At 61.1% G+C, this 15,686-nt stretch carries 16 protein-coding genes; 8 read left to right on the top strand and 8 right to left on the bottom strand.

The window, feature by feature from the left end:
* Positions 1–45: 45 nt before the first annotated feature.
* The 4 genes from FDG13_RS16760 to FDG13_RS16775 form a co-directional block, all read right to left on the bottom strand.
* Entirely contained in the window at positions 46–252 is a 207-nt protein-coding gene (locus tag FDG13_RS16760; RefSeq protein WP_255435299.1) for a zf-HC2 domain-containing protein, read from the bottom strand.
* Complete coding sequence (locus FDG13_RS16765) at positions 249–875, bottom strand: RNA polymerase factor sigma-70 (protein ID WP_180130774.1); 627 nt, start codon at positions 873–875, stop codon at positions 249–251. Before FDG13_RS16765 ends, FDG13_RS16760 begins: the two co-directional genes overlap by 4 nt.
* Positions 876–1,268: 393 nt before the next feature.
* Complete coding sequence (locus FDG13_RS16770) at positions 1,269–1,697, bottom strand: CBS domain-containing protein (RefSeq protein WP_180130778.1); 429 nt, start codon at positions 1,695–1,697, stop codon at positions 1,269–1,271.
* A 104-nt stretch (positions 1,698–1,801) separates the two neighbouring features.
* On the bottom strand, positions 1,802–2,239 hold the full coding sequence (locus FDG13_RS16775; RefSeq protein WP_180130781.1) for a universal stress protein: 438 nt from the start codon (positions 2,237–2,239) through the stop codon (positions 1,802–1,804).
* A 294-nt stretch (positions 2,240–2,533) separates the two neighbouring features.
* Here FDG13_RS16775 and FDG13_RS16780 point away from each other — a divergent pair, with 294 nt between their 5' ends.
* The 4 genes from FDG13_RS16780 (at position 2,534) to FDG13_RS16795 (ending at position 6,707) form a co-directional block, all read left to right on the top strand.
* Positions 2,534–3,658: a phospholipase D-like domain-containing protein gene (locus tag FDG13_RS16780; protein WP_255435300.1), complete on the top strand. Its 1,125-nt coding sequence runs from the start codon at positions 2,534–2,536 to the stop codon at positions 3,656–3,658.
* 177 nt (positions 3,659–3,835) lie between these two features.
* Positions 3,836–4,051: a hypothetical protein gene (locus FDG13_RS16785; protein WP_180130785.1), complete on the top strand. Its 216-nt coding sequence runs from the start codon at positions 3,836–3,838 to the stop codon at positions 4,049–4,051.
* The gene (locus tag FDG13_RS16790) at positions 4,048–4,329 is read left to right on the top strand and encodes a hypothetical protein (protein ID WP_180130788.1); all 282 of its coding nucleotides are present in this window, start codon (positions 4,048–4,050) and stop codon (positions 4,327–4,329) included. Before FDG13_RS16785 ends, FDG13_RS16790 begins: the two co-directional genes overlap by 4 nt.
* Positions 4,330–4,385: 56 nt before the next feature.
* Entirely contained in the window at positions 4,386–6,707 is a 2,322-nt protein-coding gene (locus tag FDG13_RS16795) for a catalase (protein WP_180130792.1), read from the top strand.
* A gap of 60 nt (positions 6,708–6,767) precedes the next feature.
* Here FDG13_RS16795 and FDG13_RS16800 read toward each other — a convergent pair whose 3' ends face one another.
* Entirely contained in the window at positions 6,768–7,394 is a 627-nt protein-coding gene (locus FDG13_RS16800) for an alternative oxidase (protein ID WP_180130795.1), read from the bottom strand.
* Positions 7,395–7,675: 281 nt separating this feature from the next.
* Here FDG13_RS16800 and FDG13_RS16805 point away from each other — a divergent pair, with 281 nt between their 5' ends.
* From FDG13_RS16805 to FDG13_RS16815, 3 genes are all read left to right on the top strand, one after another.
* Positions 7,676–7,996 (top strand): hypothetical protein, encoded by a 321-nt coding sequence (locus FDG13_RS16805; protein WP_180130797.1) that lies wholly within the window; start codon positions 7,676–7,678, stop codon positions 7,994–7,996.
* Positions 7,997–8,148: 152 nt separating this feature from the next.
* Positions 8,149–8,676, top strand: coding sequence for a pyridoxamine 5'-phosphate oxidase family protein (locus FDG13_RS16810; protein WP_180130803.1), 528 nt, complete (start codon positions 8,149–8,151; stop codon positions 8,674–8,676).
* Between the two features lie 52 nt (positions 8,677–8,728).
* Positions 8,729–9,136 (top strand): DUF2177 family protein, encoded by a 408-nt coding sequence (locus tag FDG13_RS16815; protein ID WP_180130807.1) that lies wholly within the window; start codon positions 8,729–8,731, stop codon positions 9,134–9,136.
* 158 nt (positions 9,137–9,294) lie between these two features.
* Here the strand turns inward: FDG13_RS16815 and FDG13_RS16820 are convergent, their stop codons facing one another.
* Positions 9,295–10,464 carry a phospholipase gene (locus FDG13_RS16820; protein ID WP_180130810.1) on the bottom strand — a complete coding sequence of 390 codons (1,170 nt, stop codon included), beginning with the start codon at positions 10,462–10,464 and terminating at the stop codon, positions 9,295–9,297.
* A gap of 254 nt (positions 10,465–10,718) precedes the next feature.
* Between FDG13_RS16820 and FDG13_RS21320 the strand changes: the two genes are divergently transcribed.
* Positions 10,719–12,287: a methyl-accepting chemotaxis protein gene (locus tag FDG13_RS21320; protein ID WP_180130813.1), complete on the top strand. Its 1,569-nt coding sequence runs from the start codon at positions 10,719–10,721 to the stop codon at positions 12,285–12,287.
* Here FDG13_RS21320 and FDG13_RS16830 read toward each other — a convergent pair.
* Together FDG13_RS16830 and FDG13_RS16835 are read right to left on the bottom strand one after the other, a co-directional pair.
* A complete protein-coding gene (locus FDG13_RS16830; protein ID WP_180130816.1) occupies positions 12,284–13,105 on the bottom strand; it encodes an HDOD domain-containing protein in 822 nt (273 codons plus the stop codon). The genes FDG13_RS21320 and FDG13_RS16830 overlap by 4 nt on opposite strands.
* Before the next feature lie 6 nt (positions 13,106–13,111).
* On the bottom strand, positions 13,112–15,550 hold the full coding sequence (locus FDG13_RS16835) for a Tex family protein (RefSeq protein WP_180130819.1): 2,439 nt from the start codon (positions 15,548–15,550) through the stop codon (positions 13,112–13,114).
* Between the last annotated feature and the right edge of the window lie 136 nt (positions 15,551–15,686).

Genomic DNA, 15,686 nt, shown 5'->3' on the forward strand with positions numbered 1-15,686 from the left:
AATGGCCAGGTCACAGGTCTGACCAACACCCGCAGGGCCAGTCGTCTATTTGGGCGGCTCTTTTGGTGGGGCTTCGTCGTAGCCCTGTGCATAGGCCTTCATGGCCTGACTCAGAAACGGCAGCTGCACACTGAAATTCTTACAGCCGGAACACATCATCAAGTGGAGTTTCAGACCCACTTTTTCTGGCAGCAACAAAGCGCGTTCTTGTGACTCGGAAATCAGTTTTGTGGCGTGTTGACAGTTCATCATGCGTGTTCACCCCTCACAAACCAATTGTTCTCCAGACACTCACGCAGGCGCAGGCGCGCCCGGTGCAACATCACATTGAGATTGGTGGTGGTGACGCCGACGGCGGTACAAATTTCACCAGCATCCAGTTCAACAAATTCTTTCATCATGAACACCCTGGCCTGATTGCCGGGTAGCCGCTCCAGGCAAATCTCGAAAACTTTCCAGAACTGCTGCTGATGCAGGGCTTCATGTGGATTGCCCCAGTGGGCGGGCCTTTCATCGGCCTGCCAATGCCCCTGCGGGTCAAACAGCTCCGAGAAGTCTTCACTTTCCTCCTGTTCCCGCAACAGGCAACTCGCCTCAACCACGCGCTGTTTGTGCCGCAAAACATCGGCAATCTTGTTGCGCAAAATGGCAAACACCCAGGTTTTTAACGCGGCCCGTCCGGCAAATGCTTTGGCATTTTTTAACGCCCCAACCAGCGCCTCTTGCACAGCATCTTCCGCCGCATGGCTGCTGGCGAGTTGCAGCGTCGCAAACTTCAACATCTGGCGACGCAAGTCACTCAAGAAAGCGGTGTCGGACAACATCGACGCACCGGGCGGCTCCGGCACCAAGGCTTCATGCAGTTGCGCGTCCATCACAGCGAGCCTCTGGACATCAACGACTCCCCGTCAGCAGCCTTACGGCCATCACCACAGCACATCGCTTGAAACTCATCAGACCCACTCCCTACTGTTCAATCCAAAGTGATTGGCGCCGCAGACTATGGCGGCAAAAAACCGGCGATACAAGCATTTTTGGCCTGTAGCCCTTGTATCACTTGGGCTATTAGCTATGTTTTTTAAAGTATCCCACAAACACCCTCAAGAGTTCGCCGGCAAGCAAGGTGTGATGTTGAGCAGCATCAAGGTACCAGAACATGGGGTGCCAATCAGCTACCGTGCCGAGTCAAGCGGCAACTGGTCCGAGACACGCGGCGCAATGCCACTGTGGGTGCGGGCAAGATCAGGCGCTCGCTGCGCCTGCAACACTCAGCTATTGATGTAGCTGGTCAACTGCGAAATGGTTTGTTCGTTGACGGCAATGATGTCGTCCATGATGTCCCGGATCGAGATCAGTCCAAGCACTTTGCCAGATTCCATCACTGGCAAATGTCGAATTCTCTTGTGGCTCATCAGGCTCATGCAATCACGTGTACCGGTCTGCGGCGTGACGGTGATCACGTCGCGGGTCATGATATCGGCCACCGTCGTCTCTTTGGAGTTGCGGCCCTGCAACGCGACCTTGCGGGTGTAGTCACGCTCTGACACAACCCCCTGCAGCTTGCCGTCTTCCATCACAAGCAAGGCGCCTACCTCAAGTTCAGCCAACAACTGCAGCGCATCAAAAACGCTGGCCGTTGGCGCAATTTGGTAAAGCATGGAGTCATGCTGTGTTAACAATTCAGAAACTGGTTTCATGGAAGTCTCCGTGTCGATGTTGACGCATCTCAATATACGCATGATTCATGCATTTCATGTGACCTGCCGTGCGAATGCCCATACACACTGGATGCCTACGCCTTTTAATGCGTGATGACCACCAGCACGCTGCAGGACGCATGCTCAATCAGTGATTTGGAGATAGAGCCGCGCCACCAACGAGCCGCCCACCCATCCAGGTGTTTATGGCCCACCACGATCAGGTTGGCCTCAATCGCACGGGCACAGCGAACAATCTCAGTCACGGCATCCCCTATCACCAATTCGCCACGAGCGACCAGCCCGTTTTCTGCCAATTTGCGCACGCCAGTATCAAGAATGGCCTGGTAGCGCTGCTTCTCGCTTTCATGCACCGTCTCGCTGTAAACACCACCCTCAGGCCCAATGCTTGTCAGGGGCAGTGGCATCACCGCGATCAGGGTCAACTCTGACCGACTCCATTGTGCGATTTCGTGACAGTCCAACAGGGCCTGCTGTCCAGTAACGGAGCCATCGTAAGCGAGCAAAATCCGTTTGTACATGACGCATCTCCTTTAGCGCTGACGTGGGCAGTGACGCCAGTCGACACCCGATCTTCATCGGTGCTTGCCGGTGCCCCACTTTGCCATCAACGACATGAACCAGGGTCTCGGTAACGGTCAACCACTGGGTTGTCCTTGCCGCCGAAAGCTTACGCGTTTTGCCTTGGGTCTGCAAACACGGCACAGGTCTTCCTCACAATTTCCGCACCACCCCCATCTCCGGTCGCGCCAGCCACTGCGCAAACTCGTCAGCCAGCTGCTGACCGGCTGACACGGCGGCGCCAACGCAGGTGTTTGTCCAGCCAACCCGGCACCACGCTGCGCTGGAAGTGGGGGTACAAAACCAGTGCCGCTGTCTCGGCAGGGATGGTGCCGACCCAGGATGCGCAACCAATGGGCTATTTTGTGGACTCGCTGTTCAGACGCCCCGGCGCTACCGCACCTGAGCTTGCACCCCCAGCCCCTGCCACAGGCGCAATCACAGCCACACCCAGCGCAGCGACCATCGGCAGCGATGTGATGGCGCGCAGCTCTGACCAAGACAGCGCCGAGGTCAGCCGGATCTTCATGCAGGCCAGTCTGGCAGAAGTCCTGCAACCCGAAGACATGCGTTACGTGGGCCAACTGGTGGCCCAGCGCACCGGCTTGTCGCAGCAGGACGCTGAAAAGCGGGTGACCCATGTGTATGCCAAGGCACAGGCCAAGGCTCGTGACGCCGAAGTGACCGCCCGGGACACCGCCGACAAAGCACGCAAAGCCTCGGCCTACAGCGCGCTGTGGCTATTCGTGTCGCTGCTGATCGGCGCCTTTGTCACCGGCGATGTCTTGCATGGTCCGGACTATTTTCCTGCGTTGGCGCCTGCAGGCCAGGCGGCGGCGCAGATGTTCAGCAGCTCACCCAGCGGTGGCAGCGAAAGCATGCAGCTGATGTATCTGTTGGCCGTAACGGCGGCATCACGCTCGATTGACCTGTCCGCCGCGTACTTTGTGCCCGACGCATTGACACAGCAGACCCTGGTGGCGGCGATGCAGCGCGGCGTCAGGTTACGCATCATCGTGCCGGGTAAACACATCGACAGCGAGACCGTGCGCAAAGCGTCACGCGCCACCTGGCGGCCGCTGCTGGTCGTCGGCGCGGTGATTGCGGAATACCGCCCCACCATGTACCACTGCAAGGTGATGATCGTCGACGGTTTACTGGTCTCGGTGGGGTCAACCAACTTTGACAACCGCTCTTTCCGGTTAAACGACGAAGCGACGCTGAATGTCATTGACCCGGCCTTTGCGACGCTGCAGACCGCCACCTTTGAGGACGACCTCGCGAACGCGCAACAGCTGACCCATGCCCAGTGGCTTGCACGTCCAACCTATGAGCTCCTGCAAGAGACGCTGGCCAGCCTGTTGGACACGCAGCTATGAATCAGGTCTTTGAAAACGCCTCTGAGCAAACCAGTCACAGCGACGTTCGGTGCCGCACAGACGCAAACCCTGCCGTCGCCGACCATCTTCAGCGTCGTCAACATCTTTCCGTTCGGTACTGCGAGTTCAGGCTCGCGGTAGCGCCCCCAACCCCACACCGCGTTCAGACGCTCCACCATGTACCCAACACAGCCGCCCCAACCTGATCTGCCGGACAACGACGTGCCTGACGAGTTCGAGCCGGGTGCGCCACCCGTCGAGCCCGACGAGGGACCGGTGCCCGCCTTCATCCCGGACGACCCTGAGCATGAGCGTGTGATCGATCCGGGTGCCAAAAGGGCTGTTTTGGCCCGGCATAACAGGCACCCGCTTGAGGTTGCCAGATGCCGATGAACCCTGCAAACAAGCGCCCGGTCGGTCGCCAGCGGGCCACACCCCCGCGTAACGCCAAAGCACCCCTGTCGCCTCCTGGTCTGGCACTGCCTCACGAACGCGACGAGTCGCCCGACGCCCCGCCCGCCAAGCCCGACCCCAAGATGGTCCAGGCCCAACGTGACGTTGTTACCGGCCAAGTCGACACCGACATGCATGCCACCCCAGGCCAAAACGCGGCCTTGCGCGAACGCATGGTTCCAGGCCCTGGCGGCAAGCCACCACCGTCGGGTGGTTGATCCCTGCAGCGAAAACGGTCCATCCGGCTTTTAACGTCCACATTACAAGGTCCCTCATGAAAACCACACCCAAGTCCAAAAATACCGACAAACCACAGCGCCAGGCCCTGCCGATGGCGGAGCAACTGGCCGCCGTGCAAGCCCTGGTGGCGGCCATGCCTTACAACGTCAACAAGGCAGATGACTTCGGCCGCGAGAACGCCGTCGCACCGCCACGCGGCGCCAATGTGCCAAGCGACTCGCCCACGGTCTCAGCCAGCACGCTCAGTGAATCCAATATCTCTTCCAAAGCTGAAGCACTCAACAGTGCCCGCTCAGAGACATCCGGTCAGGTGCTTACCACCAATCAGGGGGTAGCGGTTGGGGACAACCAGAATTCGCTCAAAGCGGGCCTGCGCGGGCCGACCCTGATGGAAGACTTCATCCTGCGCGAGAAGATCACCCACTTTGACCACGAACGCATTCCCGAGCGCATCGTGCATGCGCGCGGCTCCGCTGCCCACGGCTATTTTGAAGCTTATGAGCCGATGACCGCGTTCACACGCGCCGCACCGTTCCAGGCCGCAGGCAAGATCACACCGGTGTTTGCACGCTTCTCCACCGTGGCGGGTGAACGGGGTTCCACCGACACGGCGCGCGACGTGCGCGGGTTTGCTGTCAAGTTCTACACCGACGAAGGCAACTGGGACCTGGTGGGCAACAACATCCCGGTGTTTTTTATCCAGGACGCGATGAAGTTCCCGGACCTGATCCACGCGGTGAAACCCGAACCACACAACGCCATGCCGCAAGCCGCGTCGGCCCACGACACCTTCTGGGACTTTGCCTCGCTCAGCCCGGAGACCACCCACACGCTGATGTGGGTGATGTCTGACCGGGGCATCCCACGCAGCCTGCGCATGATGCAGGGTTTTGGTGTGCACACCTTCCGGTTGGTCAATGCGGCAGGTGAGTCACACTTCGTCAAGTTCCATTGGAAACCCAAGCTGGGCACCCATTCGCTGGTGTGGGACGAAGCCGTCAAGATATCGGGCGCTGATTCAGACTTCCACCGCCGCGATCTGTGGGACGCCATCGAGTCGGGCGAGTACCCGGAGTGGGAGTTGGGGCTGCAAATCTTCACCGAGGCCCAGGCCGAGAGCTTCAGTTTCGATGTGCTCGATGCCACCAAGCTGATCCCTGAGGAGCTGGTACCGGTGACACCGGTGGGTCGCATGGTGCTCAACCGCAACCCGGACAACTTCTTTGCCGAAACCGAGCAAGTGGCCTTTTGCACCGCCCACGTGATTCCCGGCATCGACTTCAGCAACGACCCCTTGCTGGCGGGACGCATCCACTCCTACCTGGACACCCAGATCACCCGCCTGGGTGGGGCCAACTTCCACGAGCTTCCGATCAACGCGCCGCTGACAACCGTGGCCAATAACCAGCGCGACGGATTACACCGCCAGGCCATCCCGCGTGGCCGTGTCGCGTACGAACCCAACTCGCTGGGGGGTGGTTGCCCGTTCCAGGCCGGCGCGGCAGGTTTTGTATCGTTCCCGCAACCAGTGGACGAGGGGCAAGGCGACAAGTTACGTGGCAAGCCCGAGAAATTTGCAGACCACTACACCCAGGCCACCTTGTTTTATGAGAGCCAGACGGCGCAAGAGAAAGCACATATCGCGGGCGGCTTTCGCTTCGAGTTGAGCAAACTCACGGTGCCTGCCATCCGCGAGCGCATGGTGTCGTCGCTGGTCAACGTCTCACCCGAACTCGCCGCCACCGTCGCCGCTGGCTTGGGTATCGCCGTGCCGGACGCGATGCCAAAAGCGCTGGTTGATCCAGCATCGCCCGAGGTAAGCACTTCGCCGGCGCTGTCGCTCACCGCTTTGCCAGGTGATGGGGGGATTCGCACCCGCAAAGTGGCGATTCTGCTGGCCGATGGGGTCGCTGGACCGTCGGTTGCGGTCGTGCTTGACGCTTTGCTGGCGGCAGGTGCCGAGGTGCATCTGATCGCGGCCCGGCTGGGACGGGTGACGACAGAGAACAACAGCACGCTGGAGGCCAGCGCAACGTTTGAGAACGCCCCCCCGGTTTTATTTGATGGCCTGGTATTGCCTGACGGTGCCGACGGTGTGGCAGCTCTGGGGGACTATGTTGAGGTGATGGACTTCATCTCAAACCAGTACCGGCATGGTAAGACCATTCTGGCACTGGGGGCCGCCAGCACCCTGATTGAACGCGCTGGTATCTCGGCCACCCTGGCCAGCGGCGACGCAGATCCGGGCATCGTGATGCCACTCAAAGTCAAAGCGGACCAGGCAGTGGTCGACTTCATCACCGCGCTGGGCAGACACCGCCATCCTGAGCGGGAGGCTGGTAGACCCACACACTGAGTCAGGCAGGGCGCGTCACACCCAGCGCCCTGGTACACACGCCGCGCTTGGGCTGGTTGTTCAGTCCTGGGCGTGGGCCAGTTCGTCGGAAAACTGGTGGTTCACATCGCGGTGGTGTGCTTCATCCGCCCGGATCAACACAATCACCTCGCGCAACAAGGTGCCGGGTGCCAGCTTCCAGTAATCCAGCGCGACCTGGGGCGCTGGCACATTCGGGTAGCTGCCGTTGTCGACCCCTGCCAGGTACTCGGTGTAGCTGTAAACCGCCTCTTCCTCCAGATAACCCACGATGCGGTGCGCCGTTCTGGGTGAAAACACATACAGCAAAAAGAACAAGTTGTAGAACACACCCTGCACCCCTACCACCAACAGCCGCTCCAAACGCGAGGGTTGGGCAATCTCGATGAACGTCATCAGGTGCATACGTTCGTTTTCAGCCTCATCCAGCAACACGCGGATCCACCCTCGGTCACTTTCCATCCGGCGCAGCGCCCGCAAATGTTGCAAAGCGCCCGCCACCATGCCAGGTACAGCTGCCACAGTTTCCAACACCACCGCCCGGTTGCCATAACGTTTTGCAAAAAATGCGTCCGCAAAAAACCGCATGAACTTGACCAAGCGGTAGGCGAATCGATCACGAAAACCCTGGGGTGGGTGGTGGTGAACTGGTTGCTTGTCCTTGATCATGTAGGAGGCGCCTCGCTGTGTTGTGTGGGATGGTTCATCTTCGACGGCACGGCTGCCGTACACCGTTGCGTTCAAACATGGCCGGTCGACTTGGCTTGGCGTTCAAAGGCCAACGCGCCTGACGCAAAAAAGCCACCCCATTCGGGCTGTGATTGCACCGCTCACGGCTGGCGCTGTCGGTCTGCCAGCCAACATACAGTCGGGCCGCGCTTTGTTCGTTGCCGTACTGACCAGGTGTGACTGAAGCCATACAGTGATTCATCCCAAGACCAGGTGACACCATGAACTGCACTACTACCTCAGACGGCACAGAGCCTTTGGTCAGCCCGCAGACCCTTCACCGTGAGGCGATGGTTCAGCTCCAAAAGTCACTCAAACACCATCGGCAAGCGGCGGCGTTTCACGAGTCCGGTGACACCCAACAAGCCACAGCCCATGGCACGATGGCCTTTGATCGCGCGGCACACGCGGTGGAAATCAGCGGTCGGGCGATGTTTGTCCCAACAACGCCGCCTCGACCCCGGCAAAAACCCAAAACGCTGAGTTGGGAGAGTCTGCTGGCCGCCTTCTCGCAGTGGCGGCGCAGCGCTCGGTCAGCCTAGTACTGCACCACTGCCCGTTTTGTGATGCGTTAGTAAACGCACAGACCGGTGACGCACTGGCGCCTACATTGAACAGTCCTACCGCCAATTTACTTGACCACACCTCGCAACCTGAGGATGTGACAACGTCACTTTCACCCCACAAAACAACCATGAAAACAGAAACTCAGACCAGCGCCGATCTCGCCCACGTTGCCCAAATGATCGAGGGCACACACATTGCGATGCTGACCACCATCGAGTCCGACGGCACCTTGGCGAGCCGCCCGATGGCGCCCCTGGAAATGGACGCCACGGGTGCGATCTGGTTCTTCACCGACCTGCGATCCTCCACGCTTGAACACCTCACCGTCGCCAACCTCACGTTCACCGATGTGGCGCGCGGGACCTACGTGTCGCTGTCTGGCCGGGGAGAAATCGACAACGACCAAGCGCGCATCGACAGCCTGTGGACCCCCATGGCCAAGCCCTGGTTTCCAGAGGGCCCGACATCACCCACGCTGGCCTTGCTGAAGTTTGTGCCCAACGTCGCCGACTATTGGGATGCCTCCAACAGCCGGATGGTCAGGGCCTTCAGCCTGATAGCGTCAGCGGTCACAGGCAAACCCCTTGCCATGGGCGAACACGGTTCACACACCGGACTGTCAGCTGCGGCAGGTGCCCAGGGAGAAACGGCATGAAGACACCCAGCACGTCAGGCGCTGCCGCCCAACTCAGGCCGGGGGTGGTGCGATGAACAAGTATGTTGCTGGCTACGCCGCCGTGGCGGCGGTGATGCTGTTGCTGGACATGGTGTGGTTGGGTGTGGTGGCCAAATCGATGTACCAGGAGTCCATCGGCCACCTGATGGCTGATAAGCCCCGCATCGCTGCTGCAGCGGTGTTTTATGTGGTTTATGCCATGGGTCTGATGGTTTTTGTGTTGGTGCCCCATGTGAACGACACCCAATGGGGTCGCACACTGCTTTTTGGCGCCCTGTTTGGCTTCGTGGCTTACGCCACCTATGACCTGAGCAACCTCGCCACACTCAAGAACTGGCCGGTGAAACTGACGTTGATCGACATGTGCTGGGGTTCGGTGCTCAGCGCTGTGTCGGCTGGTGCTGGCAAGGCCGCGATGAACTGGGCAGCGCGGCCTTGACGGTTGAACGGGTACATAAGCTGTGTGCCCTGCCCAAACTTCCGCGGGCTTGGCCAGCTCAATGCCCATCTCATGGGTAACTATGCGTGTTGATGGCCCATTCGGTGGCGCAGATACGGGACGCAGCCCCAACGCCCCAGCTACCCTGCTGCACTCCCTCACAACACCCGCACCACCCCCATGTCCGGGCGGTCCAGCCACTGCGCGAACTCTTCAGCCAGCTGCTGACTGGCTGACACGGCGGTGGTCCAGGCCTTGACGCGGCCTGACAGATCGGCGCCGTAGTGGGTGAAATCGGTGCGATCAGGCAGTTTGCCGTTGGGCAGGGTTTTGACCCACTCGGGGTTGGGGGCCAGCAGCAGCAGGTTGTCCAGAAACGGTGTGGCACGGTGGCGCCAGCGCAGGTGTTTGTCCAGCCAACCCGGCACCACGCTGCGCTGGAAGTGGGGGTACAACACCAGCGCCGCCCCGCTTTGTGGATCTTTTTGACCTGTAGCCCTTGTATCACCTGGGCTACCAGCTATGTTTCTGGTAGTACCCAACGCTGCCGCCCAGTTCAGATGCAGGTGGTAGTCGGTCACACCACCGTCCCAATACGCACCGGTTGGGGCGCCTTCAATGTTGTGCACCGCCTCCAGCACAAACGGGATCGAGCAGCTGGCCTGCATCGCGGGCAAGAAGTTGGCCTCGGTTAAGCCGACCTGATGTGTCGGGTAGTCGCTCGCATCAAACGGCAAGCTGGCCAGCTGATGTGGCACGCCCGGCAGCGGGCTGGAGAACACCACGCGTTGCAGCCACAGGCCCAGCGCCCGCCGCGCCAGCAGGTTGCTGGCAAAGGCCGCGCCATATCCGGCTGCGGTGGACCAGCCCGCTTCACGCTTGAGCAGGCCACGCCCGTGCGCTGTGAGCAGATGCAGCCGGTAACGCGGGTGCTGCAGCAGCTCGGTGATGCGCCCGCCATAAAAGGCCTGCAAGTTCTGACCAAACACCGCGCTGACCCGTGTCGCGGCAGGTCGTTTTTCACCGGGCAGCAATGCGTAGTTCTGGTGGATGTAGTCGTGCTCAAGTCGTTGGAGTGCGGCCACCGGCTCGTTCAGGCAGGCGGTAGCCATACGCCAGGCACCAATTGAGGCGCCCACCAGCGCTACCGTTTGGTTCGACTGCGGCAACCAGTGACCAAAAATGAACTGGTCCAGCGGCCCCAGGATCAGGCCCTTGGGGCCGCCCGCTGCGGCCGGTATCGCGGCAATATCCTGGCTGTGCAGGCCGTGGTGGCGCAGGTGCGCCAGCGCGCGCGGGCCAGCGTAAATATGCAGGGCTTTTGTCATGGGCAAGGTGGGTAAAGAGGGGGTAAGACCCGGGGATTGTCCAGCCACAGCGTGGCAAAGGCCGCACACACCGCCCTGATGTCGGTCTGATGGCAACACATCGGCCACAGCTGCGTGTCTTTGACTATCGCCAAAACGCCACACCGGCTAATATGACCCGTCCATCTTTGACTGTTGCCCCAGGCGCCCTGGCCTGCCCCGTGGCGTATGACAGTTCCCGCCCGGTGTGATCCATCCTTGAACAGGTGTTGCCTATGAAGATGCGTATCCGAATCCCCCTGACTTTTGCCATTGGTGCGGTGCTGATCCTCTGCGCGGGGCTGTTGGGCATTGTGATGCTCAACGGCGCGGTGGCCAAGTTTGAAAACAATGTGCTGCAGCATGTGGCGGGCAGCAAAAAAGGCGCCGAGGTGGCCTCGGAATTTGCGGTGGCCATCCAGGAATGGAAAAACGTGCTGCTGCGTGGCAAAGACCCGGCCAATCTGGACAAATACTGGGCCGCACACCAAAAAGCCATGGGCCAGGTCAACACCCACCTCACAACACTGGCAGATCTGGTGGCCGACGACCCGGCAGCCAAAGCGCTGGTGGCGCAATTGCAACCCGAGATGGCCGCAGCCCAGGCGGGCTATCAAAAAGCCTTTGCCACGTTCCAGGCCGCCGACCATGAACCCAGCGCCGGAGACAACGCCGCCAAAGGGGTGGACCGTGCCGCCGCCGCCACACTGGGCAAGGTGCTGGCCGCTCTGAGCACGGCAGAAGCTGCCGAAAGACAGCTGGCACACGACCATGCCCAACAGGCCACCTGGATGTCGGTCAGCGTGATGTTGCTGGTGGCCCTGCTGTCGGTGCTGACGGTGATCTGGATGACCTGGAAACAAACCATCGTGCCCCTGAGCTCGGCTTCCGGCCTGGCCAGCCGGGTGGCAGCGGGTGACCTCACCAGCACCGCCACCGCGGTGGTGGCCGATGAGGTGGGTGAGTTGATCGACGCCATGCACAGCATGCAAAACAATTTGGTGCAGGTGGTCAGCCGGGTGCGCCAGGGTGCCGAGGCAGTCGCTGCCGCCAGCACAGAGATCGCCCAGGGCAACCTGGACCTGTCAGCACGCACCGAGTCACAAGCCAGTGCACTGGAGCAAACCTCGGCCAGCATGGAAGAGCTCAGCGGGCGCGTCAAACAGAATGCCGACAGCGCCCAGCAGGCCAACCAGCTCGCGGTAAACGCCAGCCAGGTGGCGCAGCAAGGTGGTGTGGTGGTGAGTCAGGTGGTGGACACCATGCGTGGCATCAACGAAGCCTCACGCAAGATCAGCGACATCATCAGCGTGATCGACGGCATTGCGTTTCAGACCAACATCCTGGCCTTGAACGCCGCCGTGGAAGCCGCTCGCGCGGGCGAACAAGGGCGTGGTTTTGCGGTGGTGGCCTCAGAGGTGCGTTTGCTGGCCGGGCGCAGTGCCGAGGCCGCGCGCGAGATCAAGACCCTGATCCAGGCCAGCGTGGCACGCATCGACCAAGGCAATGCGCTGGTGGACCAAGCCGGCAGCACCATGCAAGAGGTGGTGCAGTCGGTGCAGCGGCTGACCAACATCATGAGCGAGATCAGCGCTGCCAGCCAAGAACAAAGCCACGGGGTGACCCAGATTGGTGAAGCCGTGATGCAGATGGACCAGGTCACCCAGCAAAACGCCGCACTGGTCGAAGAAATGACCGCCGCCGCCAGCAGCCTGAAGGTTCAGGCGCACGGCCTGGTGCAGACCGTGGCGATGTTCAAGCTGCAAACGCAGGGTTCACTGCCGGTGCCCGTCCACCAGACTTAAATCAGCGGGCGCCCGGGCTCCTGCATCGACCAGTCGATCGGGTCCTGCTGCAGCACCAGGTCAATGTCCAGGCCCATCACCTCAGCCACCAGCGACGGGAAACTCACCGTCATTGCGTTTTCGCTCAAGCGCGCTTGCCGGACGCGGGCACGCCAGATCGCCAGGTGCACCACACCGGCCATGGGTTCGTGGGGCTCATGGTCAAACGGCGCATGGGCAAACAGCAGCGCATCATGGATCAAGCTCGGTAAATGCCACTGGCGCGCCAGCCAGGCACTGACCTCGGTGTAACAAAACCCAAAGACGCGGCGCTCCACCCGACTGCGTTTGAGGCCCAGCGGGCGGGACCGGGCGTCCAGCGCCACCACCTGGCTCATGCCGGAGCGCATCGCCAGCTCACCCACCGCATGGATCAGCCCGCAGGTGAACGCCGCCTGCTGGTTGAGTCGTAACAACCCGGCCAGCGAACGCGCCACCTTGGCACAGTCCAGGCTGTAGGCCCAGAACTGGGTGATGTCGAAACTGGGGCTGCTGGGGTAGCCCGGCACGGCGGCGGCCGACGCCACCATGGCCTGCACCTGGCCCAGGCGCAATACCGCCAGCGCCTCACTCACACCGTGGATCTGGCCGGTCAGCCCGAAGTAGTTGGCATTGGCCGCTTGCAACAGGCGCATGGCCAGCGCCGGGTCGGAGCTCACCAACTGGTCAATACGCCGCAAATCCGGCTCGGGCCGGGCCAACTCCACCAGCAGCAGCGCCACCGCCCGGGGCCTGCTGGGCATGACAAAGCGTGACGACAACAGGGCGGTGGGCTCCATGGGGTGTCAGTTTCCCAAGCCTTTGAGTTTGGCAAATGCGGATGACATAGCCGTGGATTGTGGCGCATGTGGTGCAGCCCCCGCGCCACGCGAACGCTGCTGTGCGCTGGCACCCTGAAAGCGGTTGTCGCCCGCGCCGCTGCGTGCGGGTGGCGTGCCGAGCTTCATGGTCAGAGCGATGCGTTTACGCGCCACATCCACCTCGACCACCTGCACCTTGACGATGTCACCGGTCTTGACCACCTCGCGTGCGTCATTGACAAATTTGTGCGCCAGTTGGCTCACATGCACCAGGCCATCCTGGTGCACCCCCAGGTCGACAAAAGCGCCAAACGCGGCCACATTGCTGACCGTGCCCTCCAGAATCATGCCCTCTTTCAGGTCGCGGATGTCTTCCACACCGTCGTTAAAACGCGCCACCTTGAAATCCGGCCGTGGATCGCGGCCCGGTTTTTCGAGTTCCGCCAGGATGTCTTTGACGGTGATGACCCCAAACCGCTCGTTGGCAAACAACTCGGGGCGCAAGGTTTTGAGCATCTCGGCACGGCCCATCAGCTCAGCCACTTCTCTACCGGTCTTGGCCAGGATCTGCTCGACCACCGGGTAGGTTTCGGGGTGCACACCGGTCATGTCCAACGGGTTGGCACCACCACGGATGCGCAAAAAGCCCGCACATTGCTCAAAGGTCTTGGCGCCCAGGCCGGTGACCTTGAGCAAATCCTGGCGGCTGGCAAAGGCACCATTGGCCTCACGCCAGCGCACCACCGCCTTGGCCACACCGGCACTCAGGCCCGAGACGCGGCTCAAGAGCGGCACACTGGCCATGTTCAGGTCCACACCCACCGAGTTGACACAGTCCTCCACCACGGCTTCCAGTGTTTTGGCGAGTTCACTCTGGTTCACATCGTGCTGGTACTGGCCCACACCAATCGACTTGGGGTCGATCTTGACCAGCTCGGCCAACGGGTCCTGCAGGCGCCGGGCGATGCTGGCAGCACCCCGCAGGCTCACATCCACATCGGGCATTTCTTGTGAGGCAAATTCGCTGGCCGAGTAGACCGAGGCACCGGCCTCAGACACAACTACTTTTTCAATAGCTACCTGCCCTTGTCCATTCTGGGCTGCAGGCGATTTAGCCATCAATTTGATGAGGTCGGCGGCCAATTTGTCGGTCTCGCGGCTGGCGGTGCCGTTGCCGATCGCAATCAGATTCACGCCGTGTTTTTGGCACAACGCAGCCAGAACGTGCAATGAGCCGTCCCAGTCCTTGCGTGGCTCGTGCGGGTAGACGGTGCTGGTGTCCACCAGCTTGCCGGTGGCGTCCACCACCGCCACCTTGACGCCGGTGCGGATGCCGGGGTCCAGCCCCAGCACCACCCGTGGGCCGGCCGGTGCGGCCAGCAACAGGTCACGCAGGTTGTCGGCAAAGACCTTGATCGCCACCGCCTCGGAGGCCTCACGCAGCCGCGCAAACAAATCGCGCTCGGTCGACAGGCTCAGCTTCACGCGCCAAGTCCAGGCGACACATTTGCGGATCAGATCGTCGGCAGCACGGCCTTTGTGGCTCCAGCCCAGTTTGAGCGCGATGCGGCCTTCAGCCAGCGAGACCACCTGGCTTGCTCTTGTTTTTGTAACTACAGGACCTTTATCAATAAGGGCTGAAGGCTGATTTGATGCTTGACCACTGGCTACCGGTGGTTCTGGCAACACCAGCTTGGTCTCCAGAATCTCCAGGCTACGGCCGCGAAACACCGCCAGCGCGCGGTGTGATGGCACGCGGGCAATCGGCTCGTCGTAGTCAAAATAATCACGGAACTTGGCCACCTCGGGGTCAGACTCGTTTTTGCCGGCCATCAGGCTGCTCTTGAACAGGCCCTGCTCCCACAACCAGCCACGCAGGTCTTGCACCAGCGCGGCGTCCTCGGCCCAGCGCTCACTCAAGATGTCGCGCACACCATCGAGCACCGCTTGCACCGTGGTGAAGTCGTCACCGGCTTCGGTTTTCTCTGTCTTCACATAGGCCTGCGCCTGCGCCGCCGGGTCCAGGCTCGGGTCGGCAAACAAAGCATCAGCCAGCGGTTCGATGCCCGCCTCGCGTGCGATCTGGCCCTTGGTGCGGCGTTTTTGTTTGAACGGCAGGTACAGGTCTTCGAGCTCCTGCTTGGTGGGTGCGGCCAGCAGTGCGGCCAGCAAGGCCGGAGTCATCTTGCCCTGCTCGTCGATGCTCTTGATCACCGCAGCGCGGCGGTCGCGCAGGTCGCGCAAATAACTCAGGCGGGCTTCCAGTTCACGCAGCTGGATGTCGTCCAGGCCGCCTGTGACTTCCTTGCGGTAGCGGGCAATAAAGGGAACGGTGGCGCCACCGTCGAGCAACTCCACCGCAGCCGCCACCTGGCGTTCCTGCACCCGTATTTCTTGCGCCAATTGCGCGATGATTTTCTGCATAACTTACCAACTAGCCGACCTGGTGACCGGCCCCAAAACAAACAGGTGCGGGAGTGTGCCACAAGGGACAAGGCAGCGTCGTTTATGAGCAACACCTGGATTCAGGCACGCTGTTTGCTGCAATCCATGGGCGACC

This window comes from Rhodoferax sp. BLA1 (assembly GCF_013416775.1).
GTDB lineage: Bacteria > Pseudomonadota > Gammaproteobacteria > Burkholderiales > Burkholderiaceae_C > Rhodoferax.